The 26,408-nt window shown below is 36.8% G+C and carries 23 protein-coding genes and 1 tRNA gene; 19 read left to right on the forward strand and 5 right to left on the reverse strand.

The window, feature by feature from the left end:
* Window positions 1–5: 5 nt before the first annotated feature.
* Both FA048_RS12525 and FA048_RS12530 read left to right on the forward strand, forming a co-directional pair.
* Window positions 6–671 (forward strand): basic secretory protein-like protein, encoded by a 666-nt coding sequence (locus FA048_RS12525; protein WP_136841498.1) that lies wholly within the window; start codon window positions 6–8, stop codon window positions 669–671.
* A gap of 35 nt (window positions 672–706) precedes the next feature.
* The gene (locus tag FA048_RS12530) at window positions 707–3,001 is read left to right on the forward strand and encodes a GH92 family glycosyl hydrolase (RefSeq protein ID WP_136841500.1); all 2,295 of its coding nucleotides are present in this window, start codon (window positions 707–709) and stop codon (window positions 2,999–3,001) included.
* A gap of 174 nt (window positions 3,002–3,175) precedes the next feature.
* On the opposite strand, the gene FA048_RS12535 is transcribed toward FA048_RS12530, so the two are convergent.
* The gene (locus tag FA048_RS12535) at window positions 3,176–3,817 is read right to left on the reverse strand and encodes a response regulator (protein WP_136841502.1); all 642 of its coding nucleotides are present in this window, start codon (window positions 3,815–3,817) and stop codon (window positions 3,176–3,178) included.
* Window positions 3,814–6,066, reverse strand: a complete 2,253-nt coding sequence (locus tag FA048_RS12540) for an ATP-binding protein (RefSeq protein ID WP_136841504.1) — start codon at window positions 6,064–6,066, stop codon at window positions 3,814–3,816. The genes FA048_RS12535 and FA048_RS12540 overlap by 4 nt, the downstream gene beginning before the upstream one ends.
* 170 nt (window positions 6,067–6,236) lie before the next feature.
* Between FA048_RS12540 and FA048_RS12545 the strand changes: the two genes are divergently transcribed.
* From FA048_RS12545 to FA048_RS19740, 5 genes are all read left to right on the forward strand, one after another.
* A tRNA-Ala gene (locus tag FA048_RS12545) sits at window positions 6,237–6,310 on the forward strand.
* 145 nt (window positions 6,311–6,455) lie between these two features.
* Entirely contained in the window at window positions 6,456–7,652 is a 1,197-nt protein-coding gene (locus FA048_RS12550) for a tyrosine-type recombinase/integrase (protein WP_136841506.1), read from the forward strand.
* Between the two features lie 33 nt (window positions 7,653–7,685).
* On the forward strand, window positions 7,686–8,231 hold the full coding sequence (locus tag FA048_RS12555; RefSeq protein ID WP_136841509.1) for a hypothetical protein: 546 nt from the start codon (window positions 7,686–7,688) through the stop codon (window positions 8,229–8,231).
* 601 nt (window positions 8,232–8,832) lie between these two features.
* Window positions 8,833–9,408 carry a GNAT family N-acetyltransferase gene (locus FA048_RS12560; RefSeq protein WP_136841511.1) on the forward strand — a complete coding sequence of 192 codons (576 nt, stop codon included), beginning with the start codon at window positions 8,833–8,835 and terminating at the stop codon, window positions 9,406–9,408.
* A gap of 471 nt (window positions 9,409–9,879) precedes the next feature.
* Window positions 9,880–10,371: a helix-turn-helix transcriptional regulator gene (locus tag FA048_RS19740; RefSeq protein ID WP_169306868.1), complete on the forward strand. Its 492-nt coding sequence runs from the start codon at window positions 9,880–9,882 to the stop codon at window positions 10,369–10,371.
* Between the two features lie 136 nt (window positions 10,372–10,507).
* Here FA048_RS19740 and FA048_RS12570 read toward each other — a convergent pair whose 3' ends face one another.
* The gene (locus tag FA048_RS12570) at window positions 10,508–11,026 is read right to left on the reverse strand and encodes a hypothetical protein (RefSeq protein ID WP_136841515.1); all 519 of its coding nucleotides are present in this window, start codon (window positions 11,024–11,026) and stop codon (window positions 10,508–10,510) included.
* A gap of 248 nt (window positions 11,027–11,274) precedes the next feature.
* Between FA048_RS12570 and FA048_RS12575 the strand changes: the two genes are divergently transcribed.
* The 11 genes from FA048_RS12575 (at window position 11,275) to FA048_RS12625 (ending at window position 24,795) form a co-directional block, all read left to right on the forward strand.
* The gene (locus FA048_RS12575) at window positions 11,275–12,522 is read left to right on the forward strand and encodes a PDDEXK family nuclease (protein WP_136841517.1); all 1,248 of its coding nucleotides are present in this window, start codon (window positions 11,275–11,277) and stop codon (window positions 12,520–12,522) included.
* A gap of 59 nt (window positions 12,523–12,581) precedes the next feature.
* A complete protein-coding gene (locus FA048_RS12580) occupies window positions 12,582–13,973 on the forward strand; it encodes a hypothetical protein (protein ID WP_136841519.1) in 1,392 nt (463 codons plus the stop codon).
* A 156-nt stretch (window positions 13,974–14,129) separates the two neighbouring features.
* Window positions 14,130–14,399, forward strand: a complete 270-nt coding sequence (locus tag FA048_RS12585) for a hypothetical protein (RefSeq protein WP_136841521.1) — start codon at window positions 14,130–14,132, stop codon at window positions 14,397–14,399.
* Between the two features lie 59 nt (window positions 14,400–14,458).
* Complete coding sequence (locus tag FA048_RS12590; protein WP_136841523.1) at window positions 14,459–15,199, forward strand: LytR/AlgR family response regulator transcription factor; 741 nt, start codon at window positions 14,459–14,461, stop codon at window positions 15,197–15,199.
* Between the two features lie 165 nt (window positions 15,200–15,364).
* The gene (locus FA048_RS12595) at window positions 15,365–16,930 is read left to right on the forward strand and encodes a thioredoxin domain-containing protein (protein ID WP_136841525.1); all 1,566 of its coding nucleotides are present in this window, start codon (window positions 15,365–15,367) and stop codon (window positions 16,928–16,930) included.
* 175 nt (window positions 16,931–17,105) lie between these two features.
* A complete protein-coding gene (locus tag FA048_RS12600) occupies window positions 17,106–17,309 on the forward strand; it encodes a hypothetical protein (protein WP_136841527.1) in 204 nt (67 codons plus the stop codon).
* A gap of 22 nt (window positions 17,310–17,331) precedes the next feature.
* Window positions 17,332–17,559: a hypothetical protein gene (locus FA048_RS12605; protein ID WP_136841529.1), complete on the forward strand. Its 228-nt coding sequence runs from the start codon at window positions 17,332–17,334 to the stop codon at window positions 17,557–17,559.
* Between the two features lie 107 nt (window positions 17,560–17,666).
* Window positions 17,667–20,456 carry an outer membrane beta-barrel protein gene (locus FA048_RS12610; protein WP_136841531.1) on the forward strand — a complete coding sequence of 930 codons (2,790 nt, stop codon included), beginning with the start codon at window positions 17,667–17,669 and terminating at the stop codon, window positions 20,454–20,456.
* Window positions 20,457–21,233: a GLPGLI family protein gene (locus FA048_RS12615; protein ID WP_136841533.1), complete on the forward strand. Its 777-nt coding sequence runs from the start codon at window positions 20,457–20,459 to the stop codon at window positions 21,231–21,233. It abuts the gene before it with no gap.
* Between the two features lie 44 nt (window positions 21,234–21,277).
* Complete coding sequence (locus FA048_RS12620; protein ID WP_136841535.1) at window positions 21,278–23,467, forward strand: peptidase domain-containing ABC transporter; 2,190 nt, start codon at window positions 21,278–21,280, stop codon at window positions 23,465–23,467.
* A gap of 8 nt (window positions 23,468–23,475) precedes the next feature.
* Window positions 23,476–24,795 carry an HlyD family secretion protein gene (locus FA048_RS12625; protein ID WP_136841537.1) on the forward strand — a complete coding sequence of 440 codons (1,320 nt, stop codon included), beginning with the start codon at window positions 23,476–23,478 and terminating at the stop codon, window positions 24,793–24,795.
* A 207-nt stretch (window positions 24,796–25,002) separates the two neighbouring features.
* On the opposite strand, the gene FA048_RS20090 is transcribed toward FA048_RS12625, so the two are convergent.
* On the reverse strand, window positions 25,003–25,227 hold the full coding sequence (locus tag FA048_RS20090) for a helix-turn-helix transcriptional regulator (protein ID WP_394347489.1): 225 nt from the start codon (window positions 25,225–25,227) through the stop codon (window positions 25,003–25,005).
* A 144-nt stretch (window positions 25,228–25,371) separates the two neighbouring features.
* Here FA048_RS20090 and FA048_RS20095 point away from each other — a divergent pair, with 144 nt between their 5' ends.
* The gene (locus FA048_RS20095; protein WP_136842428.1) at window positions 25,372–25,527 is read left to right on the forward strand and encodes a response regulator transcription factor; all 156 of its coding nucleotides are present in this window, start codon (window positions 25,372–25,374) and stop codon (window positions 25,525–25,527) included.
* A gap of 280 nt (window positions 25,528–25,807) precedes the next feature.
* On the opposite strand, the gene FA048_RS12640 is transcribed toward FA048_RS20095, so the two are convergent.
* The gene (locus FA048_RS12640; protein WP_136841541.1) at window positions 25,808–26,281 is read right to left on the reverse strand and encodes a helix-turn-helix domain-containing protein; all 474 of its coding nucleotides are present in this window, start codon (window positions 26,279–26,281) and stop codon (window positions 25,808–25,810) included.
* Window positions 26,282–26,408 lie beyond the last annotated feature (127 nt).

Below are 26,408 nucleotides of genomic sequence, written 5' to 3' on the forward strand. Positions count from 1 at the left end.
ATAAAATGAAAAAAATATTTTTATCAGTCTGCTTTTGCTTAACTATTGGAGTTGTAAATGCTCAAGAAACCGAAACTTTTAAGGAGAAAGGATATACATTAGTTTTTAAAAATAACTATGCGAATCTTGATCCTGCCCTTAAAAAACGAATGGTTAAAACCTTTTTTAAAGTTTATCCAAAACTTGCGGAAGATTTTAATAAAAATACTGCCAAAGTTGTTACGTTTAATGTAGATACCAATTACAAAGCAATAGCAGAAGCTGGTGGTGGTCGTATAACTTTTAACCCTTGGTGGTTTGTGAAAAGTCCAGGTGATATAGATGTAGTTACTCACGAATCAATGCACATCGTTCAAAATTATGGCAATGGTGGCGGACCAGGTTGGTTAACCGAAGGTATTGCAGATTATGTTCGTTATAAATACGGGGTTGATAATCCTGGCGCAAATTGGACTTTAACTCCTTTTAAACCAGAGCAAAGCTATAAAAATGCATATCGAATTACTGCTCGTTTTTTAAATTGGTTAGAATTGAACGGCAATAAAGGTATAGTGGTAAAACTAGATTCCGCTATGCGTAACCATACCTATAAAGATAATTTATGGAAAGATTTAACAGGTAAAACTGTTGATGAACTTTGGATCGCTTATGCAGCAAATCCAGGCACCTAATTAAACAATATTCTCTTACTCTCAATACACATACAATGATCAAAAAATTATTAACCACGGCTTTAGTTTTTGCAGGAATAGGACTTTCGGCACAAACTGTTGGCAAAATTACTGATCCAGTAGAATGGGTAAACCCGTTAATGGGAACACAATCTAAACCAGAGCTTTCAAATGGAAATACCTATCCTGCAATTGCGGTGCCATGGGGGATGAATTTCTGGACTCCACAAACTGGTAAAATGGGTAATGGTTGGGCTTATCAATATGATCAAGATAAAATTCGTGGTTTTAAGCAAACCCACCAGCCTTCTCCGTGGATGAATGATTATGGTCAGTTTGCCATTATGCCTGTAACTGGAAAATTAAAATTTACAGAAGATGATAGAGCGAGTTGGTTTACCCATAAAGCAGAAGTGGCAAAACCATATTACTACAGCGTTTATTTGGCCGATGCAAATGTTACCACAGAGATTACGCCAACAGAAAGAGCAGCACAATTCCGTTTCACTTTTCCTAAAACAGATAGTGCATTTGTAGTTGTTGATGCTTTAAACAAAGGCTCATATATTAAAATAATTCCATCAGAGCGTAAAATAATTGGTTATACAAGTAAATATGCTCGTGGTCCACTACCTAGTAATTTCAAAAACTATTTTGTAATTATTTTCGATAAGGCATTTACCATTTCTAAAACATGGTCAGGCAATAAATTAAATAATACAGACTTAGAATTGCAAAGCGACCATACTGGTGCAGTAATTGGCTTTAAAACAGAAAACGGAGAGAAAGTAAATGCTAAAGTTGCTTCCTCATTTATCAGTTTTGAGCAGGCAGAAATTAGTTTAAAAAGAGAATTAGCTAATGATGCATTTGATGTTACCAAAGCAAAAGCAAAAGCAATTTGGAACAAAACTTTAAGCAGAATTTCTGTTGAGGGTGGTACAGTTGACCAAACTCGCACTTTTTACTCCTCATTCTATCGTACACTTTTCTTCCCTAATAAATTATATGAGATTGATGCCAACAATAAAATTGTGCATTGGAGCCCATACAATGGAAAAGTATTGCCAGGTTATATGTTTGCAGGTACAGGCTTTTGGGATACATTTAGAGCCTTATATCCTTTCCTAAATTTGGTTTATCCTTCTATAAATAAAGAAATGCAAGAAGGATTAATTAACGATTACAAAGAGGGTGGATGGTTGCCAGAATGGAGTAGCCCAGGCTATGCTAACATTATGATTGGTAATAACTCGGCCTCTGTAGTAGCTGATGCATATATAAAAGGGTTGCGTGGTTATGACACAGAAACTTTATGGGAAGCATTAAAACATGGCGCTAATAATGAAGGCCCTATGACAGCCGTTGGACGTGCAGGAGTTAAATATTATAATGAATTAGGTTATGTGCCTAATGACACAAAATTAAATGAAAGCGCTGCCAGAACTTTAGAGTATGCCTATGATGATTTTGCTATTTACCAGTTTGGTAAAGCTTTGGGTAAACCTGCAAGTGAGATAGATATTTATGCAAAACGAAGCATGAACTATAAAAACTTGTTCGATCCAGCTTCTGGTTTAATGAGAGGTAAAAAAACAGATGGTACATTTTCTGTCCCTTTTAGTCCTTTTAAATGGGGTGGCGATTTTACTGAAGGTAACAGCTGGCATTACACCTGGTCTGTGTTTCAAGATGTGGCAGGTTTATCAAAGCTGATGGGTGGTAATGCAAAGTTTGTAACCAAGTTAGATTCAGTTTTCTCTATGCCTCCAATTTTTGATGAGAGTGCTTATGGCGGTGTTATACACGAAATTCGTGAAATGCAGATTGCAAACATGGGTCAGTATGCACATGGTAACCAACCCATACAGCACATGATTTATTTATACAACTACGGTGGGGCACCTTGGAAGACTCAATATTGGGTTAGAGAAACAATGAACAGAATGTATTCAGCTACGCCAGATGGTTATTGTGGAGATGAAGATAATGGACAAACCTCTGCTTGGTATGTATTCTCAGCAATGGGATTTTATCCGGTTACACCTGCAACAGATCAATATGTAATTGGTGCGCCATTGTTTAAGAAAGTAACCTTAAACCTAGAAAATGGCAAAACAATTGTGATCAATGCACCAGGAAATAGCGAAAGCAATAGGTATATCCAAACATTAAAAGTTAATGGGGCTAGCTATGATAAAAATTGGTTAAGCCATTCGGCATTGCTAAAAGGCGGCGTTTTAGATTTTGGCATGTCATCCACTCCAAATAAAACTAGGGGAGTAAGTGAAACAGCTTTCCCTTATTCATTTTCTACAGAGAAAAAATAGATAAATCTTAGCTTGTCTAGGACCTTAATTAAATAAAAAAGAGCTGATATTTTCAGCTCTTTTTTTATGTAGTTTTTAGCAGCTAGTTAGAGCTAATTCTAGCTATTAGACATAGATGGGTCTGTATGTCAGTCTGAGCCTGTCGAAGACCTTGCGTGGATTCTTTTGTTTTGATTAACTAATTAGATTTGCTTTTCTTGCGAATTCATAAAGTGCAACAGTAGAGTCTGATAGATCCAATTTACGCATGATGTTTTTTCTATGCGTATGAACCGTAAATTCAGATAAATATAAACGTTCTGCAATGTCTTTAGTTCGAAGATTTTGACATACCAACCTAATAATTTCCACCTCTCTTTTGGTGAGTTTATATTTTTTTAAGAAATCATCAAAATAAGAGAATTTAGCATCAGGAATTTCTTTCTCATCAAAATTTGGAAAGATTTGCTTGTTATCCATCACTTTCAAAATACTTGATGCTAGGTTTTGCAATTCATCGGTTTTAACAAGGTAAGCGCTGGCACCTTTATTTTTGCAGTCCTTTACCAACTCAAAAGAATGGTAATTAGTAAGCACAATAAATTTAGCTTTAATATTTTTTGCTTTTAGTTCATCTAATGCTTTTAGGCCATCTATTCCTGGCATATTTAAATCTAATAGAATTACATCTGCTTCGGGTAGGTATGAGGAGTTTAATAACTCTAAGCCATTGTTTACCATTGCAATGATTTCAAATCTATCATCTGTACTAAAATGGGCATTTATACCATGTAAAACTACAGGATGGTCATCTGCTAATATCAATTTGATTTTCATAGTTCAACGATGTTAGGAATTGGAAGTTCAATTAATGCAAACGTACCTTGATTAGGTTCACCTTTAATTTCTAATTTGCCTGATAAATAAGCAATGTTTGTTTCTAGTAATTTCATGCCCGCACCACTTTCATCATGATCTTGTTCAATGCCTTTTCCATTGTCTTCAATGTAAATAGTTAAGGCATTATCTAGTTCTATAAGCTGCACAAATAAATGAGAAGCCTCTGCATGTTTAATGGCATTGTTTACTATTTCTTGAATAATCCGATAAGTACTTAAAGTAAAATTTTGCGGCCAATTTTCGGTATGATCTAAGCCTTCTATTACATGTTCTACACTTAAACGATTAGCCGTTTTTATCGCTGTTAGCAAATCTAAAATCGCTGCTTTAAAACCATATTTTTCTAATGCAATTGGCATTAAGGTATGACTAATATTGCGAACAGTTTCACTAATGTCGCTCATTAGTTTTTGAGTAACTTTTAATTTGTTTTCTGCATCAACATTGGTGCTAAAAATATCTTTTTGTAAGGAGTTGATATTCAAATTTGCGATGGAAATCATTGCGCCAACCTCATCATGCAAACGTTCAGCAACTCTTTTTTTCTCTTGTTCTTGCGCTTCAGTAAGGGTGTCCATGATATCGATTCGATGTTGTTTCCTTAAGTCATTTACCGTTGCATTATGTAAAAGCGTAGCCTGTTTTTTACGTTGAAATAAAATATAAGCTAAAGCTGTTAGTAACAATAAGGCCACTGTAGCGCCCATAATGATGAGCCAGTTGCGCTGCCTTTGTTGTTTTATTTCTAATTGCTGTAATTGCTGTTGTTTTTTTGCAATAACTAAAGCTTTTTCCTTTTCGCTAACACGATATTTAGTTGCTAACTCATGGGTAATTTTAGACAGGCTCATTTGATATAAGGTATCTTTCAAATGCATTTCTTGCTCTAGATTTTTAATCAGCGTATCCTGGCTTATTTTGTTTGTTTGGTTAAACTCTTTTAATGAGTTTGCATAAATTAAACGAGTTGCCGGATTTACGGGATATTTCTTCAAGCTATTCTCTGCCTTTTTAAAATAGAGAGAAGCCGAATCGTTTTTATTTTCTTTGGCATAAAGACTTGCTAAGCCAGTTAATGCAGCTATATCTAAGGTGGGTGCTAGCTGTTTGCCCATTTTTAAATTCAAAACCTTTTTGTAATTCCTTTTGGCAAGATTAGTTTTGCCTTTTACATGATAATATCTGCTTTCTGCTAAAAAATACTGTTTACGAGAGAAAAGGTTATTTTCATCCATACCAAACTTCCTATGCTCAACAATATACTTATCTAGGTTATTATAATTTTTTAATAAATAGGAAAGCAAAATCATTTTATTAACGCTGTTTCCCTTTTGTTGGGTTGTAGCAATGGGAAGATTAAATTCTTTTTCGGCGTAAATCAATGCATTTTTATAATCTCCATTAGCCTCATAATTTCTTGAAAGTATATTAAAAAATTGTGCTGTTTGGTTGTTGGTAGAATTATCTAAGTCTGGAATAAGCTCTTTTAAAATTTCAAATGCTTCATCCTCTTTGCGAATATTCAATAATGCGTGAGCATAAGAAAAACGGGTGTTTTTTAAAAGATCTGGGTTATTACTTTCCTTAGCCAGTTTTAAGATAATATTATAATTGGCTTTGAGTTTAGCGGTATTTCCAGTCCTTATATCTATGTTTATTCTATTTTTTAAGTGAGCAATTCTTGGAAGAATAAATTGAGGCTTATCTTTTGTAAGCGCTTCCATTTTATCAAAATACAAAATTGCTTTTTCAAAATTACTTATTCTGCTATAAATTCTAGTTAAATCAGAAACTATAGACACAGCCTGGAAATCGTTAATCTTGGGTAAAAATTCTTCAGCTTGTTTAATATAACTTACGGCTAATTCTTGGTTTCCTAACCCTAATTCTATAATTGCTCGTGTAGCTGTTAAATTTGCAATTTGATCGTCTATTTTTTGGTCTTTTGCCCACTGTAATACTTCTTCTATTTCTACCTTAAGCTCATCAGAATAAATCATACTGGGGTTTCTGGCATACCTAACTAAATGAATTATTTTATCTGCTGATGCAGGCATTTGTTTAATTTCAGAAAGATCTTTAATTGGAGGTCTTCCTCCCGGATTTTGCGCAATGGCTACATTACTTATAGAAAAAAATATAAGTAATATGAGTAATTTGAAGATTCTGAATGATTTTGAGCGCATAATCAGCCATCTAAAATAGTAATAATTAGCTAGTAACTTTAAATGTTTAAACAAGTATTTAGAATTTTTTAAAGTTTTTTATTCCTAAGGGGAATATTTTAGATTAAAATTCTAATAATATATTTGCGAGCCTTAAACTTTTAATTACTTTTGCTTCCCATCTAATTATTGGGGGATTAGCTCATTTGGCTAGAGCGCTTCGCTGGCAGTGAAGAGGTGATCGGTTCGAATCCGATATTCTCCACATTATCGTATGTTAACGAAAGGGAACGGTTTATAATCGTTCCCTTCTTTGTTTTAATGAGCTTTTTGCATACGTTTGCATATGTTAACAATTGAAATTTAACCTAATTTGTTTGCACCTTGTTTACTATAATGTTTGCACCAGAATGGCTTCAATAAAAGTGTTATTATCAACTAATAAAACCTATTCCGACGGTTCACATCCGATTATTTTTCAAATTATCGATAATAGAAAGGTTTTTAAAAAGGTCATTTACAAATGTCTGCCTAAATATTGGGATGCCAGTCAGTCTAAACTTAAATCTTCTGCACCAAATTCTTTAAACATCAACAAGCTCATAACTTCTAAGTTGAGTTTTTATGAAAAAGCTCTTTTACTTGCTAAAGAAGAGAATAGAATAATTGATAAAGAAATTTTTAATGAAAAAACATCTCTTAGTCTAGTTGAGGTTCTAGAAAAAGAAATAGTTAAAATGGATGGAGTTAAAAAATTTTCAACCGTAATTAAATACGGGATTTTAAAAGATCAAGTTAAAAGGTTTAAGGATATCCCAGTCGATAATATTAATAAAGCTTGGATGGAAAATTTTGCTTTACATCTAAAACTAGAAAATGGCAACATTGGTTCAACAATTAATAAAAAACTAGTTAACCTAAAAGGGGTAATTAAAAAATATAGCAAAAATCGAATTGACCAAGATGCTAATTCATTTAAGGTCACTGTGAATGAAAAAATTAAACAAAAGCTTACCAGGCTTGAATTAGATAAAATTATAAACCTAAAACTTCCCACTGGAGATATTTTAGAAACAGTAAGAGATTTTTTTATACTTCAAGTTTATCTGCGAGGTGTTCGTGTAGGCGATTTGTTACAAGCAACTGAAGATAACTTTAAGGATAGTAGGTTTATTTATTCTAGCCTTAAAACGGGCACTCATTATGATATGTCACTAATTTTGCCAGCAATTGTAATAGTAGAAAAATATGCTGTACAGCAAAATTTAAGGCTATTCCCGTTTTGGAAGTGGCAACCAAATGAAAAAAAATCTGATGATGATAATGAGAAAGCAAGAACTAAACATAAAGAAGCTTGTACCTCTTTAATCAACAAATACCTAAAAATGTTAGCCGAAATGGCTGATATCAATAAGAACTTATCTACGCATATAGCTAGGCATTCATTTGCCGTACTAGCGGACGAAAGTACGGGTGGAAATATTGCTATTATTCAACAGCTCCTAGGTCACTCAAAAAGATCCACAACTGAGGGCTATATTAAAAACTTAAAAATGACTGATACGTTGGATCAAGCAGCTGATAATATTTTTAAAGATATTTTGTAAGTTTGGATTACCTATAAAAAACACATCTATAATATGAAAACCTTTTCTGCAGTTATTTTACTGTCAATAATTACATTGACTGCAAAAGCTCAAGTTCATTTAATTAAACAGTCGAGTATTGTGAAACTTGATGATGGTCGCTTATATTACACTGCGAAAAGTTACATAAAACAAATAGATAGCTTAGATAAGGTTTTGGTTAAAAGTCCAAATGATACGACGGCTTTAATGCTAAGGTCCTTTTTCTATCTTAAGGCAGGGGATCTATTAGCTAATCCATATGCTGCTGATAAAATCTTTATTGATAGGTTATTAACTGGAAAGAGAATGATAGAGAAAGCATTGAGTTTAAAATTGATCGATTTAAAAGCTAAAATTATTGCTGCTGAATTATGCAATCAACTTTCATATCGTTATGGTGGATACAATTCTGACTTATCTTGGAAGTATGATAGTAAGACGCTAGCGAAATACGCTGCCTTTCAAAAAAGATATAAAGAAGAAGCTATAGAGTTTTACAAAGAATTGGCTGTTTTAGATAAAAATAGTGCTTGGGAGTATCAAAAGAAAATGAATTAAATTGACACTTTTGTATTCGCTATCATAATAACAGCGTAGATTTTGCTATTTTTTATGGTCTCAATATTATGGCTGTATCAGAAATTTTAAAGTTAACCTTGTTAAGGGTATAAGTTTTCTATATTCTATAAATGATGTTTTAGTCATTTTATCCCTTCATGATTAAGTTCATTTGTTACGTACTTCTCTAATACAAATGCATTTGTGTAAAGTTATTTCTTTAAATACTGAATATTAAGGGTTGAAGCCGTTTTGCACTGATAAGCTGTCTTTGAAGCAATTTTTCAAACAAAATCGTTGACTTTATTCAACAATTTGAGTATCATTTTAACCTTATCTAAAATCCCATTTTTACCACATTAATGTCTGATACACCCTATTATGTTTATCTGATGAAGCTCAGTATTGATATTTGTTTAGGCGCAATTCTTGCCATATTATTTTTAGTTTTTATTTCAGTGTTGTTACTCTCGGACAAATGGTTTAAATATATTTTAGGGTGAACGCAACGGTTATTTTTGAAAAGTAATGACTTACTAATAATCATAAAGGAAGATGTTTAGAGTTACGAATTACTATAAGAACTTAGATTGATATATATATGAAAATAGCACAAAGAAAAGACAGGGTTGTAGTTATTGATATTCTAGCTCAATCTTTTTCAAATAATCTAAGTGTTAACTACATTATAAAACAAGACTACAAAAGAGAGTTAAGAATCAACGCTTTAATGCAATATTCTTTTGATATATGTTTTGAATTTGGTAGAATCTACTTGTCCGACGACTATAAAGGCTGCGCCCTGGTTATTTACCCGCATTTAAAAAAGAATAATTTAAAAGCTATATGGCTTGACATTAAGTTGATTTTTAAATCAATTGGTATCTGGAGGATAAATTCGGCTTTGAAAAGGGAAAATCTCATAAAATCTAAATATCCTAATTCCGAATTTACTTATCTATGGTTTATAGGGGTGAAGGATGCCGACCAGAAAAAAGGTATAGGTAGTAATCTATTAAGACAGATAATAGAAGATAGCGATATGAACGGGTTAGATATTTTATTAGAAACCTCCACTTTAATTAACGTGCCTTGGTACGAGAGTTTCGATTTCAGAACCTACAATACAATTCTATTTGATTATACTCTCTTTATGCTCAAAAGACCTCACCGTTAAACTTCTATCAATCTATTAACATTTTATCTTATGAAAGTTTTTGACACAGAAATGGAACTGATAACGCTAGTTTTTTTAATTAGCCAAATAATCCTTTTGCTCTTTCAGCTTTTATTTTATTATCAAAAATCCTTTGATCAAAAGAAAGGTTATTATTTAACTTTACTTACGCTTTTCATTGTTTATAATCTTTGCGGTGGGCTATTTCCCGACTCGAAGATACCTATGCCAATAGTTTTTCAAAATATTCTAGCATATGGTAGTGGCTTTGCTTTGGCTTGTTATTTTCCATATTTCTTTTATAATTACTATAACCTTAAAAGGTTAAAATTCCACGTATTCTATGGGGTATCAATCTTTCTTTTTGTGCCATTTTTATCTTGCATTGTTATAGAATATTTAATTACTCTCAATCTTATTAATAGCGTAAAACATGCTATGTACGTCCCAGCTATTTATACAATTGTGGCCATGTATTTTATATACCGCGAGATTAAGAAGACGTTTGAACGTGAAAGTAGAGAGAAAAGCGAAATGGTTTTAACTTATCTTTCTATAATGCCCTGGATATCCATGCCTATAATAAGCTATTACGGAGTAGAACAATTTACAGAAGTGGTAATTATTAATGGGGGTTTTGTTGTTACTTCCGCCTTATTCTTTTGGAGGGAATTAGTAGAAAGTAGAGAAATAAATCAGCAATTTGTGATATTAATAGATCAGTTAAACAATGAAAATAAACCATCCCAAGCTGAACAATTTAAATTAAAGTGTGAGGAGTTTAATCTTACATGCAGAGAGGTTGAGGTGGTTGTTTTAATGCTGAATGGCTTAAAGTATAAAGATATTGCAAGTAATTTATTTATTGCTGAAAGAACTGTAACTAAGCACAGCCAAAATATCTTCTTAAAAGTTGGCGTTTCTAATAAATTCGACCTTATTAAAACTCTTCAATCCATATAACTCTTTTATTATTTCCTATTTTGCGTAATAAGTTATTGAATAATCCACATCATTAAGAATATTAATGATTGGAGTATAAAGAAACTCACCTCAATTTCAATTAAAGTTGAAATAGTAGATGGTAAGAGTATCAATTCTAGGGAGTTTTATAAGTTTTTTCTCCAATCTTCTTTTGTTTCCTATTGAAAAAGAATACCTGTATGTAGTGCCAGAGCATTATATAAATATAAAATGAAATGGAAACTATCGCTACATGGGCGGTGTAGAGCTTTTTCTGAAATAAAAAAAAGATAAAACAAGTAAATGCTGTAAAAATCCAAAACTTAAATCCTTTAAAATTTGCATCAGCTAAAAACTGTAATTGATGAGCCTTAGTTTCATCATTTACAACGGTGTTCTTGAAATCTTTAAAATGTCCTCTTGTGTTGGAATAAAGTATTATCGCAGAAAAATATAAACTCCCAATCATTAAGCAGAAGAAGATCAGCTTAATGGTATCTAATTCAAAGAACATTGTGGTTTGTGTAAACATTATTGTAATAGCTGGTGGAGCACAAATGTTAAAGATCGCCATGGAAATAGTCAATCCATTTGATAAAGGAATTTTGCTTAAATCGGAGAACATAATATTGAAATGTATTACTAAGGTAGCCATTCTATATATACTTATCTAAATATTTCGCCGATACCTTACCGAATTGGCATTAAGTTATCTAGCTATATATTAGCTAACATAATTTTTCCATTATGCCTTCTCCTTGGTTTGAACGAAAACTAAATTTAATGTTTGTCCAACTGCATTTAGCTGCCTAATTTATTAAGTGGTTTCCATTGATATTTAGGCATTTATTTAGAAGCACTAAAATGTTACCTTTATGACTTAATTAATAATAAAGATATAATATGGGTATGTTCGGGCCAACTTTTAATGATCATTATCAAGAGCAACTTGAAAAAGTCCGAGAAGAAATTCTTCGCGAAAATGATGCACAAATTCTAGGTTCTGATGTGGATGAACTTTCAAAGTATTATTTTCAAAGGTATTCGCTGGTAGCCCTAGATTTTGATCCAGAAGATATTGCCTTTGAGCCAAAAAAAGAGGTAAGAAGAGTTCGCGCACACCAAAGGGAATTTGGATATCAATCAGAAGGAGATACAAATTGGGAATATGAAGTTGCAATCATATCACTTCCAATTCAGCCTAATTCTAATCTGCACTTGATAATGAAACTTAATGGGTTGACAAGAACTCTAGATGGTTTTGATGAAAGCATATCCTTTGAACGCAATGAAATTTCATACAAGTTTGACACGAAATGGTATGGTGGTTCAATGGATGAAGACGCAATGGCCAATGAGATTAATTCAAAATCAGATAGACTAATCAATCTACTCAATGCTAAAAATTCAAACATTATTCAAGAAAACACCAATTTCTTAGGTTCGATTAAAAATATCTTATCTCAAAGAAAAACCAAATTGGAAAGTGACAATAATAAAATCAATGCATTAACACAGAAGATTAGAATTCCTTTAAAACAAAAAGTGCCTCGTGAGGTGACTAAGATATCAGTTGACACAAGAGATTTTGTTAAGGTGGTGAAGCCAACGCCAAAACTTCCAGAAGAATATACACTTGAGGAAACCATTTTAAGTGAAATCCTTAATTTTATTGATAACCAATGTTTAACATTCGAAAGAACGCCATCTTCATATAAGCAACTAGGGGAAGAGCAGTTAAGGGATATTATTTTAGCCGCTTTAAATGCTATTTTTGAAGGAAACGCAACAGGTGAAACTTTTGTAAAAAAGGGAAAAACCGATATTCATCTAAAGATAGAAAAAGGAGAAATATTAATATTCGAATGCAAATTATGGGGTGGAGAAAAAACGTATCTAGATACGATAGATCAATTAACAAGATATGTAACTTGGAGGCAAAACTACGGTGTTATCATCATGTTTTGTAAGAACAGAGACTTTTCAAAGGTTTTAGCTCAAGTGCCCGGGATTATTCAAAGCCATTCCAATTTTGTTGGAGGTTATAAAGCTATTGGCTCTTCGCATTTCGTAACTAATCATACATTACCTGAAGATACCGAGAAAAAAATTAAAGTTCATCACTTATTATATAATCTTTATAGTGAGTAAGTTAATTTGGTTTATTCTATATTTATGCCAATCAACCAATTTAATTCTCCAAATACCAAATGAAAAATATTGTCGCAGTTAACTTCAGTTTTCCGAGTATAGATCAAATTTCCTATCAATCTGGACAGTCACTTTTGGATTACGATATTGTTTTGTTTGATCCAGAGTTTCCTAAAATGCCACGGATTGATTTCACGGGTGGCGGCTCGTGTATCACTATCGAGGGGGCGGAACGGCTCAAAACAGCCATTGCGCACTGGGGTGGTGAAATCAAAGACGCCCTGAAAGCGGGAAAGACAATTTTTTTCCTATTGAATGATTATGAAATAGATAGCGGGGCTGCAGGATATTCCATTGGTACAAGAGGTGTTAAAAATTATACTACTTCACAAATCACGAATTACGATGTCTTACCGACCTCAATTAGCATAAGGAATGCAAAGGGAAAGCATTTGAAAGTCGTTGATGCGAAGTTTAAAGGTTTATATGCCTTAATTAAAGATATTTCGGAATATAAAGTCGTGTTTACCTCTGAAATTCGTAATAAGCTTTTTACCACTAGAGACGGATCAAACGTCATATCCGCTATTTCAAGATTTAAAGATCTTTCGGGATGCATAGTTTACTTGCCTTACTTCGATATTTCGGAATTGAAAACATACAGTCAGCAAGGAGGCTCAAAGTGGAAGCCAGAAGCTACCCGTATCTCTAAGGGCATTGTTAGCCAATTGGTTGAGATAGATAAATTGTTGAGTTCGCAAGCCGAAGGGACTCCAAAACCTGAGTGGATGAATTCAGTTGATTTTCCGAAAAAGATTTCGGAGATCGATATGTCTATACAAAAATTTGAAGAGGAAATAATTGCATTACATACTCTGAAAGATGCTGAATTGATGGAGAAGGAAGAATTAATTCAATATTCCGCTTTGCTATTTGAAAATGGCAAGCCATTAGAAAAGGCAGTTGAGAAAAGCCTTCAACTGCTAGGCTATACGGTTGAAAATTTCAAAGACGGCGATATAGAAATTGATCACCTTATTTCACACACAAATGGAATAAGAATGATTGGTGAATCAGAGGGCAAGGATAACAGCGCAATTGATATTTCAAAGTTCAGGCAGTTGGAATCGAATATTAATGAAGACTTCGAAAGAGATGATGTGGAAGTTCCTGCAAAGGGCATCATCTTCGGTAATGGGCACCGTCTAGTGGAACCGCACCTGCGAGCAGATCAATTCACTCAAAAGTGCTTAACAAACGCAAAAAGACTAGGTACAGCTCTTGTCAAAACGGTCGATCTTTATGAAGTTGTCGTATACGTTTTGGATAATGCTAATGATAAACAATTCCAGACAAATTGCCGAAAGGCTATTGAAAGTACCACTGGAGAAGTGGTTGAATTTCCCAAACCAAAAATAAAAATTAAGCCTTCTCTAAAAAAGACAAACTGATGGCGCAGTTTCTTAACAGTCAATACTTTTTTGCACCTCTACTCCTTTAAATACGTTGTTCCACATTAAAATTATTTCTTGAATAGTGTTCCACTCCAGGCACCTATCCCGCATTGGTTTTCCGGTTTGGCATTCATAACGCAAACAAGGCAACGCATGTATGCCCTTGTAGATTTTGCAATCATCCAGAAAAAGAATGTTTATGCGGCCTGGGCATTGTACAAAATTAACGCCTGGATAGACGCGATGGAGCCATCGAAAACTGAAGAAGAGCCGCCACATCATAGGGGTGGCCTACCAGTATTAGAGGCAGAAGGAGAGGTTTTTCACAAGATAATAGACACTTGGGTACAAGTGTTTTTGACAAGCCAGCCTAACCATTATTTTTCCATCCTGCTTTTAAAAAAAAGTAAGACAGCACGTTAATTTTATAAAGAAAATGAAAAATAATGGTTAGGTTAGTATATCAACCGTGATCACCACTTATGAACTCTTGTTACATTCTCGATGACGAAAGTCATTCAATAACCGCGATGGAAGGCTATATAAGCAAAGTGCCAGAACTACGTCTCATCGGAAGCAATACCAACCCTTTTAAAGGGCTGGAAGACCTGCGAAAGCATAAGCCTAAAATTTTGTTTTTAGATGTAGACATGCCAGAAATATCAGGAATTGAAATTGCTAAAATGCTCCCCCCAGATATAGCGATCGTATTCATTACGGCACATTCGAGATTCGCCGTAGAAGCGTTCGAGGTAGACGCGCATGACTTCCTGTTGAAGCCATTTTCATTCAGCCAGTTTGTAAGATCGGTAGAAAAAGTACTCGACCGGTCGAGGCCGCGCGGTTCGTCGCCCCAAACATCACATTCAGAGAATATTTTTATCAATTCAGGCATCAAGGGGAAAATATTGCGCATCAAGATCTCCGATATAATTTATATTCAGGCGATGGAGCATTACATCAGCATATCTACTATAGACGATACGCATTTAACTCACGTCGGCATTGCAAAGGTAATGGGGATGTTGTCAGGGACCACGTTCTTAAGGGTGCATCGAGCGTTTATAATCAACATTAATTATATTAAGATCGTTGAACATTCAAGGATAACGATGTCTAACGATAGCACTATCTCACTCGGCGAATCCTACAAGGAAGCTTTTATGAACATGATAAGCTCTCAGATTCTTAAAAACGAAAAAAATAATGTGGGGCGATTTTAAAAATTAAAAATTTTGCTTTTACGGTACTTAATAAGTTGTTTCGCGTATACAATATGCCTGTTCGTGAAAAAGATTTTTTTGGTGAAAAAAGATATATACTTTCGTTTTAAGCCTGCTAGGATTATAATCTAATTGAACTCTTACCTCCTAGTGGAACAGGTAATTATGATAAAAAGTAACTTAGAAGCAACGGTATTTAACCTAATTAAAACCTTGAAGGTCAAGGTTACCCACCGAAGTGTTGCCGAATGCTTGGAAGATCATCCCGAATATCCTAGCCTACTATCAGTAAGTGATTGCCTCTCCGACTGGGGCCTCCGGAATCAATCGTATTTGATCGATAAAGCTGCATTTACCGAAACGGATATGCTATTTCCTTTTTTGGCTCACCTGCCAGAAAAAGGGGGGCGTTTTATGCTCGTTACCTCAATCACAGACACAGCTGTATTTTATAAAAATGAGAGTAATAGCGAAAGCAAGATTGCCAGGAATGAGTTCTTAAGCAGATGGGATGGCATTGCTCTTCACGCTACTGCTGATGATTCTAGTGGAGAGCAAAATTATTTGTCGAACCTGGTTAAGTCATCTTTAGAAAGTGCCAAAGTACCAGCCACCTTCTTGTTGCTGGTTACCATAATTTGTTGGGGCGTTGCAAACACAACCATACACCTGCCTATCGCTCTACTTGGCTCTATCAAGTTGTTAGGTCTTGCGATAAGCATGCTGTTGGTTATCCAAAGCATTAATAGCAACAACCCCTTTATAAAAAATCTGTGCGGTCTTGGGGGCAAGAACGACTGTAATGCAATCCTGAAATCTGACGCAGCAAAGCTTACTTCGTGGCTCACATGGAGCGACGTTGGCCTAATGTATTTTTCGTGTTCTTTTCTGCTTTTGGTTCTTGATCCTCTAATGCCCCTTCTGCCCCTCGTAAACTTGTTGGCGTTGCCCTATACCATTTATTCGGTCACGTACCAATATCGTGCTAAAAACTGGTGCGTACTCTGTTGTGCGGTGCAGCTATTATTATTGTTAGAAGCTGTTACATTCTGGCTTTCACATTATAGCTTTGACCTTTTATCGTTTGGTTTTTCTCTCAATGCCATATCTAGCCTTTTAGTCAGCCTGCTGCTTCCAGTTCTTATTTGGGCTTATGTAAAGCCAATCATACTGAAAGCAAGTCAACTTAAGTCGGTGAAAAGCCAATTAAAAACATTTAAGTATAACTATGACCTATTCCATCAAGCCCTCAAAAACCAGCCAAAATATGCAATTAGTAATGATTTGAGACCGATAGTACTAGGGAACCCAAAAGCGGAAACAACAATTACCATGGTGAGCAACCCGTTCTGCGGGCCATGCGCAAAAGCTCATCAGCTTATCGACGGATGGATTAAGCATCGGGAAGATATCCAATTGAAAGTAATATTCCTGACAGCCAATACTGATAGTGACCTTAGAACCAAAGTTTCTCGGCATTTGTGTGCATTAAGTAGTGAGGATGTGATTGAAAATGCAATGAATGAATGGTATTCATCGGCGCAAAAAGATTACAAATCTTGGGCAGAAAAATATCCTATAACGGTAGGGGAAGAGATGAAAAATATTATGCAAATTCAAAACGAGTGGTGCGATGTTGCTGAAATAGAGTATACCCCAACAATTTTTCTCAATGGCTATAAACTCCCTGAGCCATATCGCCTAGAAGACATCAAATATTTCTTATCATAACGGAACTGGGCCATTTCAGTGTTGAGATGGCAGAAGTAAGGGGCAGCCGGTTGCAAACGTACTGCCCCAAAACGAATACCAACGTCTAATTGGTATCGCGGAAGTAATCCTGCGTGATTGGATTACAAAAAATTCAATAAACAAAGTTAAACTTTTAAAAATGAAAAAAGTCAATTTGCTCAGCAAGGCTGAGATGAAAAAAGTGATGGGCGGAGAAGTCCCTGGAGGAGGCGGTACCGGCGTTTGTGTTGCCATGTGTGGCGAAAAGTCTGTGACCTGTCAAGGAACATGTACCGCAACTGATGGTGTGGGCTGTACAGGGACGGATTCTCTAAACGAAACTTACACTAAATCGTGTTCTGCAAACCAAATCGAATAATCACAACGTAAAAAAACAAAAAATGAAAAAAGTTAACTTGCTCAGCAAGGCTGAGATGAAAAAAGTGATGGGCGGAGAAGTCCCTGGAGGCGGAGGTGGTGGCGCATTCTGTTCTGCGAAATGTGAAGGAAAATCAGATGCAGTATGCCATGGTACTTGTACCGCAACTGATGGTGTGGGATGTACTGGAACCGATGCTGAAGGAAATCCAACTGAAGTAAAATGTGGTGATGTGAAAAGCATATCATAAATTCATTAAACCCTAGAGGCATTATAATCTTTTATTATAATCTTTTAGGGTTTAACTTTTCCAGGATCCGACTGGTATTGTATATCTTAGACTACAAATTGATGTGAATGCTTAAAAAAGGTTTTATTTGCTGTTTATTATATGTCCTGATTGCTAGTGCTGTGCGAGGACAGGACCGTTATAGTGCTAGGATTCATGTAGTTGATGCCTTTTCCCAAAAGGATATAGCTAATGCAAGTGTCAGCATACTGAATTCAGCGGATTCTATACTGGTGCGTTACGGGTGGACGTCTTCAGATGGTACGCTCGCTTTTAACACCATGCCCAAGGGAAATTTCATTGTCATGGTCAACTATCCCACCTATGTTGATTATGTTGAGCATTTCGTGTTGGATTCCATTCATAAGTCGCTTGACCTAGGAGTGGTCAAACTTTCCCCTACCATCAAGGTATTGCAAGAGGTAGTGATTAAGGGAACAGGTTCTGGTTTAATCATCAACGGGGACACCCTGCAATATGATGCAAAGTCTTTCGTAATAGAAAAAAATGCAAAGGTCGAAGACCTATTGCGTCAGATACCTGGACTACAAGTAGACAATTTTGGCAGGATCACCGCATATGGACAGAAGATTGGGAAGGTTTTAGTCGATGGAGAAGAGTTCTTTGGGGACGATCCTACCCTCGTTACAAAAAACATCAGAGGAGACATGGTCAAAACCATTCAGATTTATGATAAGAAAAGTGATCAGGCAACCTTTACCGGAATTGATGATGGCATCAAGACCAAGACGATCAACGTGACACTCAAGGAAGATAAAAAGAAGGGCTATTTCGGCCAGGCGACTGCCTCCTACGGCACGAAGCAATACTATCAGGAGCAATTCATGTTTAATCTGTTTCGTGACAAGTCAAAATTTTCTGTCTTTGGAAACCTTGCCAATACAGGAAAACTCGGACTAAGCAGCTCTGAAAACGACAAATATGGCATTAATGCCGTTAACAATAATCTCTTCTTAAGAGGTGTTTTAGTTTCATTGAGAACTAGTGATGAAGATCTTGGTACCGAACGGTACAATGGACAGGGCAATCCTATTGCGCGCACGGCAGGGGTTCATTATGATTCAAAGTGGGACAAGGATAGGCAAAGTATCAACACGAATTTTTTGATCGGCTCGGTATCGGTTGAAGGCCTTAGGAACGCAATCTCCAGAAACGAATTGCCCTCGGCTATCCAAGTAACGACTTCTGACCAGGTGTTTGAAAAATATTCCTTTAGAAGTAAGATTGACGGAACATACTTTGCCAAACTAGACAGTGCTTCGACATTGAAAATCAGCATAGACGGAACGCATAAAAAGAATGAGTCGGGAAATACTTTCAGTTCTATAACAGTGGGAGACGGCCTTGCCAAGCTAAATGTTGGTCAACGATCGCTTAATTCCGTTGATGAACAGAATATGTTCAATGCCAGTGAACTGTATACAAAAAAATTTAAAACACCTCGGCGAACGATATCTCTACAACTTAATCAATCAGCCAATAAAAGCAATACTACCGGTTTTCTTGGAGCACAAAATGATTTCTATACCCCGCAGGGGAATATCTCGAAAACAGAGATTGTCAATCAGAAAAAAACCTGGGCATTGAAAAACGAAATCCTCGGTGGCAACATCAGCTATACCGAACCTCTTTCAAAATATCTCTCATTGATTTCCAGCTATGGTGTGGGATTTGCAAATAGTACCTCGACCAGGATTTCGTACAACCAGTCTACAACGGGTGTATACGATCAGGTAGATTTTCAATACAGCAATGATTACGAACTGAATGAACTTTCCCAAAAAGTAGAAGCGGTATTATCCTACAACAAAGGCCAGGAAACCATGCGCCTTGGAAATGAACTTTCTGACATTCGTTTTTCACAATTAGATCTTTACACAGATGTAAACTACAAACGCCGATTCACGAACTACATCCCTTCAGCTATCTATATTAAAAACACCGATAAAAAGACTTTCAGGCTGGATTACAGGGGGACGCCCATTCAGCCTACAATCGACCAGATACAGCCCGTAAAAACGAATATCGATCCCTTGAATATCTTTACAGGAAACCCTGATCTGTTCCCTTCCTACAGGCATTCGATTAGCCTATATTATGTGCTATCCAAACCACTGACCAAGAGGAATATAGTCATCACCGCCCAGTTCTCCTTAATTAAAGACCCTTTGATAAACAGTTTCGTAACAAATACTGAGGGTGTTACTACGTATCAATCCGTTAACTATACCGAAGGGGAAGGCACGAACTTTAACGTGGAGGGAACGTATAGCAAATTAATAAAACCTCTTGAATTGAATACTCTTTTCTCAATGGGCTTTAGTGAAACAAACGATTATGGATTATCCAATTTCATGATCAATAAGAGAAAGGCCCAAGTCTATAGCGCTAGACTGAACCTGTTTAAATACAAATTAAAAAAGTATAATTTTTCCTTAAACCTGCGCCCCTCATATGCTGTCAGCAAAGCTACGTTAAGCAGGCAGTTCGATAACAGCGGCTTTAGCTTTAATGGCGACGCGTCGGCAACGATTAACATATTTAAAAGCCTTGCCATCACTACCAATGGAAATTACGTTTATCAGGCAAAGACACCTGCGTTCAAGCGGGACTACAGCCTTTTTCTGATTAACACAACGATAAGCAAAAAGTTTCTAGAAAAAGAAAATGTTAAATTTTCCATTTCGGTAAATGACCTACTGAACCAAAATAACGGCTTTACGAGAGCAGCATATGGCACGGTGCTCACACAAACAACCTATTCCACGATCAAACGGTATGTAATGCTCTCCTTGATGTGGGACTTTAGCAAGTTCGGGACTTTAAAAACTAATTAAATGCATATAAATAGAATAATTTTCCTTTTGTTTCCTTGTTTTTTCTGTACAGTAGTTTTTGGGCAAAGCCCCATCTTGGTAACCGAGGGGGTCATTGAATTCGAGAAGACCGTGAATAAATACGCAGTTATTAATAAGATAATCAAGTCATATGAGCCAAATAGCATATGGCAGGATCAATTTACCCGCTATAAGGGTTCCCATCAGCAGTTCTTGAAATTAGGAAGCACTTTAACATTTTCCAAATCACGTACATTGTTCGTTCCGATGAAATATACTGGTGACCCTAATGAAAATTTATGGAATGGCAAAAGCATCAGTGACCAGATTAATACCGTTTACAGCGATTTTTCGACGAACACAAACACTACTGAAAAGAAAATGCTCGACGAGCTTTTTTTAGTGAAGGATAGCCTTCGTTCAATAAAATGGAAGATTACGAATGAAACGAGGGAGATTGCGGGGTTTCATTGCAGGAGGGCCAATGGGCTTGTGATGGATTCTTTGTATGTGGTTGCCTTTTATACCAACGAAATACCCATAGCCTCGGGCCCAGAATCTTTCACGGGTCTGCCTGGTATGATTTTGGGTCTTGCGTTGCCGTATGAGAACGTTACATGGTTCGCGATTAAAGTTACTGAAAAGGCCAATCAAGGGATTGTCCCACCTAAAAGAGGAAAACAAGTGACCTATCAGCAGTTTAAAACTATCGTTGAAAACACCTTCAAAGGTTATGGATTACGGAAACAAATGCTATTAAAAGACTTTTTGCTATAAACATGGTGGGATAATCCGCCCCTAGATATTGATATAATAGTTGTATGCCTCCTAAAGCTTTCCCATACTATAAGCAACCCGACCAGATGGACTGTGGCCCTACCTGCCTGCGTATGATCGCAAAGCATTACGGGAAAAATTTCAGTCTGCAGAGACTGCGGGAGATCTGTGGCCTAAACAAAGAAGGGGTTTCCTTATTGGGCATTAGTGAGGCCGCCGAAAAAATCGGCTTCCGGACGACCGGTGCAACGGTGAGCTTTGAGTCTTTGACAGGCCTCGAATACCCCCTCATCCTTCATTGGAGGCAAAATCACTTTGTGGTTCTTTATTGCATAAAGAAAAAGTATTATCATGTTGCTGATCCCGGCAAAGGACTGCTCACTTATACAGAAAGTGAGTTTTTACAGAACTGGGGGACAAAGAACAATGGCGAAAATGAAGGGATTGTTTTAACCCTTGCGCCAACGCCAGAATTCTACCTGCATGAGGGAGATAAGGAGCAGAAATTGGGCTTGGCTTATCTTTTTGGGTACCTGCGTAACTATCGCCAATTAATCCTACAGTTGTTTATTGGCCTGGGCGTGGGGAGCCTTTTACAGCTAATCCTTCCGTTCCTTACCCAAAGCCTGGTGGACACAGGCATCAATACCCGAAACCTGAATTTCATCTACATCATCCTCATTGCCCAGAGCATGCTGTTTTTGGGAAGAATGTCCGTTGAGTTTATCCGTTCATGGATCCTGCTCCATATCAGCACACGCATCAATATCTCAATCTTGACAGATTTTATCATAAAACTGATGAAACTGCCAATGGGTTACTTCGACACCAAAATGACCGGCGATATCATGCAGCGCATGAACGATCAGGGGCGTATCCAAAGCTTTCTGACCGGTTCGACCCTGAATGTCGTCTTCTCCATGTTCAATCTTGTTATCTTCGCTGTGGTGTTGACGTGGTATAACACCACAATCTTTTTTATCTTTCTGGTCAGCTCCGTCCTTTACGCGCTGTGGGTAATATTTTTTTTAAAGAGACGAAGGGTGCTCGATTTTAAGCGTTTTGATATTTCGTCTAAAAACCAAAGCTCGATCGTGCAGCTGGTAAACGGAATGCAGGAAATCAAGCTGAACAATTGTGAACAGCAGAAACGCTGGGAATGGGAGCGGATTCAGGCAGGGCTGTTCAGGTTTAGTATAAAGAGTTTGTCGTTGGGGCAGATACAGCAAGCGGGAACATTTTTCATAAACGAGGGGAAAAACATCATTATAACGTTCATTGTTGCAAAAGCGGTTATAGACGGGCAGTTAACGCTAGGCGGTATGATGGCCGTTCAATATATTGTGGGGCAGCTGAACAGCCCAATCGAACAGATGTTGGGCTTCCTGCAGCAGTTCCAGGACGCCAAGATCAGTCTGGAACGCCTCAATGAGATACACGGGATGGATGATGAAGAACCCGTGGATAAAACTTTCATGAAGGAATTGCCGACGGACAGGACAATCGCATTAAAGAACATTTCATTTACATATCCAGGGGCTGGGAACGAACCCGTACTATCAGGCATCAGCCTTTCGATTCCCCATGGAAAGACCACTGCAATTGTTGGAATGAGCGGAAGCGGTAAGACAACGGTTTTAAAACTGTTGTTGCGCTTTTATGAGCCGCAGAAGGGCGAAATCAAGGTTGGCTCTGTCTATCTCAATCAGATCGGGTATCGATTCTGGAGGGGCGAGTGCGGTATCGTGATGCAGGACGGTTTTATCTTTTCGGATACCATAGCAAGAAACATAGCGGTTAAGGACGAACATCCAGAAGCGGCAAGATTGCAACATGCTATTAAGGTTGCAAACGTTGGCGAATTTATTGAAGGCCTCCCTCTCGGCCTGAACACAAAGATCGGAGCGGAAGGCAATGGAATAAGCCAGGGGCAGCGCCAGCGGATACTTATCGCTCGAGCAGTTTACAAAGACCCTGAGTATATATTTTTTGACGAAGCAACAAACGCATTGGATGCAATCAACGAGAAGGTGATCATGGAAAACATGGACACTTTTTTTAAAGGCAGAACCGTCGTCGTTATTGCCCATAGGTTGAGCACTGTCAAGAACGCAGACAACATCATAGTGCTAGATAAAGGCAAAATAATCGAACAGGGCACCCATTCGGAACTGACCCGATTGAAAGGCGAGTATTACATGTTGGTTAAGAATCAGTTGGAACTTAGTGCATAACCATCGAGATGGAATTAAAGGAACATATAGAAACTGGGTCTTATCTTTACGAGAGGGAGAAAAGAAGCGACGAGGTGCAGGAAATTATCACTTCGGTGCCTTCGTGGATAATCAGGTGGGGCATTAGCCTGGTCTTTGCCATCCTGGGAGCCATCATCGTTGCCTCCTCGCTCATTGAGTACCCCGATGTGGTAAAGGTCACCTTGAAAGTAAGCAGCCTCAACGCTCCGAAATCAGTATTATCGTACCAAGGCGGAAAACTAATGGCCTTGTTGGTAAAAGACGGGCGAATGGTGAAGGAAAATCAGCCATTGGCTTATCTTGAAAGCACGGGAAGTCCTGAAGACATCTTAGACCTGTCAAAATTCTTAAGGCGCTTACAAAACGATCTATCAATGCAAAAAAATGTGAGTACGGAACCGTTGCCCGTCAAGTTAAACTTAGGAGAGCTGCAAAGTTCGTTTCAGGCGTTTAATTTGGAGTTCATGCAGTATGCCGCGACAAAAAAGAACGGCTACTATCTTAACAAGAGGGCCTTTTTAGAAAAGGACCTGAAGGACATACTGTTGCTCAAGGCTCACATAGCAAAGCAGCAGGCGGTTCAACGGCAAGAATTTGAAAACATTGAGGCGGAATTTAACTCGTACCAAAAGCTCTATCAGAAAAAGGTCATCTCCAGGAGCGAGTTTGCACAACAGGAAAACAAGTTCTTGTCTGCAAAATATCCCTTGCAGCAAACGGAAACGGCCCTATTAAACAATACCAGCAGCTATAATTCCAAAGAGAAGGAATTGTTAGAGCTTGATAACATAATCACTGAACAACAATCCAATTTCGTGCAGGCATTAAACAAATTCATAACCGAAACTGACGCGTGGGTATTGAGGTATATATTGCGATCTCCTTCAGACGGAAGATTGAGCTATGCAGGAATCATCCAGGAAAATCAGAATGTCATGACTAACCAAGAAGTCTTCATAGTTAACCCTGGGAATACGGACTACTTTGGGGAAGTGCAGATTCCCCAGTACAACATGGGAAAGATTCGCCTAGGCGAAAGGACTTTGGTTAAGATGAGAAGCTACCCGTTTGAACAATACGGCCTGATAAGGGGCACCTTAAGCCATGTGTCAGATGTCGCCTACAAGGATAGTGTCTTTTTAGCTAAAATACAGTTCGACCGATTCGAAAATAAAGATCCTGAAAGAAAGATAATTCTGAAAAACGGGATGAATGCGGATGCTGAAATCATTACCGAAAACAGTTCCCTGCTGCAAAGGTTCTTTAGAAATGTCACCAAGATAATCGACAATAGGGGCGAAAATTAAAGCCATTCGAACGAGTGGCTTAGCTTTTTAGCACTTGTTCAATAACATCAGCATTTTAAGAGCGCTGGTCTTTTCCCTTACTCCCAGGCTTGGGCTGTTGAGCCATCAACGTAGAGCAGTTTCCCCAACCGTTTATTGCTCAATCCGTTCGTGCACCTGTAGCCGTAAATCTTCTCCTCGACCGAGGCATTCTTGGACTCAAGGGTGTTATGCCCCAGGAACGAGATGATGAGCGGGTAGAAGTGTCTGGGGCTTGCTGTGGCCATTCTCCCAATTGCCTATTGACTCGTCGCATACGTTCAATCGCCTTGCAACGTCAGCCTGCAACAGTCCTAGATCCATCCGTCTCTTCTTTAAATGTTCGCTAATGGTCTGGGGATTGCTGGGAAACGTCGCGGGAAGCGGTTTAGCGCTAGTTTTACTATATCGCAAAAGGCAACGCGACCTTGGCTTTGTAATTATTAACTTATTATTTGTAAAAAAGATGGCTGCCGATAATAAAAATGCTCATCTAGTTTTATTAAGCGCTCAAATTCATAAAGTGATTAACAATGAAAATATTATCCAAATGATTTAATTTATTTTAAGCTTAACACTAGAGAAATTGAAGTTGCAAAGTTAATTATTGAAGGAAAAAAGTATAAGGAAATTGCCGATATTTTGTTTCTCTCAGAGCGAACGTTGACAACGCATGCTGCAGCGATTTTTAATAAAGTTAACGTTAAAAAGTAAGGGAGAATTAACCTCTACGTTGTATATACACCAAAATTACGTTAAAAATACGTAATCAAACGTAGTGGTTTTATACAAGAATACGTTGTTCTGCGTATTGGTACACTGTCTTTTTTGCTTTTTATTTGTTGTGTTATCTAGGCGGCATTATGAAAAATAGGAATTATAATAATATTATTCTAACCGAAGAATGTGAAAAGACAAATGAAAATTATTTAACTCATTTGGAGCGATATGTTCGTTTCTTAGAAAGAGAAAACAAAACATTGAGAGAAAGAAATCAATCTTTAGAGGCAGGCCTAAATGATTCGGGTTTTTTAAACTTGGTTTTTAATCCTAATTGATTTTCTAATCGTTGGCGCAATTCTGCATTTTCTCTTTCGAGAGCAGAAATATATCGTTCATTTATATCAATGATTTTATCTTTAGAACTGATAACCTCATTTTTATTCAACAATTCTAATTTTAATTTATCAATCTCGGCGCTATCGCTTGGTTCTTTATCTTTTGAGGGATATTTTATTTCATCTAATGTTTTAGATTCAATTAGCATTGAAGTGCTTTTACCTTCTATAAAATCTATATCTATATAGAATACCTTACTTAGCTTATCTTTTAATTTAGAAGATACAGCGGCTTTCCCACGTTCAATATCAGATATTGAACCTTGTTTCATTTCTAAAGCAACCGCAAACCTTTCTTGGTCTAGTCCCAGTTGTTTTCTAATAAATTTAATAGCCTGATTTTCAGTCATTAACGTTTATTTTTATAGAAATCTATATAAAATACTTGTTTTATATAGATTTCTATATAGATTTGTGTTCAGCAAAGATGATTACTCAAATATGCATAATTTCTTTGGGTAATGATGCGAGTTTATT

Origin of the sequence: Pedobacter polaris (assembly GCF_005116505.1) — a bacterium.
In the GTDB taxonomy this organism is placed as follows: domain Bacteria; phylum Bacteroidota; class Bacteroidia; order Sphingobacteriales; family Sphingobacteriaceae; genus Pedobacter; species Pedobacter polaris.